Annotated in this window: 1 protein-coding gene; it reads left to right on the top strand. The window is 57.1% G+C overall.

The features are described from left to right. A partial coding sequence (locus AC0L3D_RS36845; protein ID WP_473647552.1) for an IS6 family transposase occupies positions 1–640 on the top strand: 640 nt, incomplete at its 5' end. Positions 641–694: the final 54 nt, after the last annotated feature.

Genomic DNA, 694 nt, shown 5'->3' with positions numbered 1-694 from the left:
ATATGGACTGAGCCTGCGCGATTTGAAGGAGATGATGGCCGAGCGTGGCATTAGCGTCGATCATTCGACGATCCATCGCTGGGTTGTTCACTTCTCGCCCTTGCTGCTGGAGCGCTTCAACCGGCGCAAGCGCGCAGCGACCGGCAAATGGCATGTTGATGAAACCTACATCAAGGTCCGAGGGCAGTGGATGTATCTCTACCGCGCTATCGACAGCGTCGGCGACACGGTCGAATTCTATTTCAGCGAACATCGGGATTTGCCGGCGGCCAAGCGTTTCTTCAGGAAAGCGCTGGAGCGCCATGGGCGTCCCGATCGTGTCGTCATCGATGGTAGCCAGACCAACCAGGAGGCGATCGTTTCCTGCGATACGACACATCGATTGCAGGATCGCTGCAGGCGCCGACCGAAGCCGATCCGAATCCGCCAAAGCCAATACTTGAACAACCGGATCGAGCAGGACCATCGGCGGATCAAGCGCCGTGTTCGGCCGATGCTCGGCTTCAAATCTCCCGCAGCCGCAAGCATCATCCTCGACGGCATCGAAATGCTTCACATGATGCGCAAACGACAGGCGAGGTTCGCCTTCAACCCAAATCCGTCATTGGCCGAGCAGTTCGATATCCTCGCCGCCGCATAAGCACCGCCCGCCATCTCTTCTTGCTTCAGTTCAACAAAAATTTGCAACAGAACC

The organism is Mesorhizobium sp. WSM4837, assembly GCF_055811435.1.
Note: the sequence above shows the minus strand (reverse complement) of the source record. Positions and strands in the feature narration are given on the sequence as shown.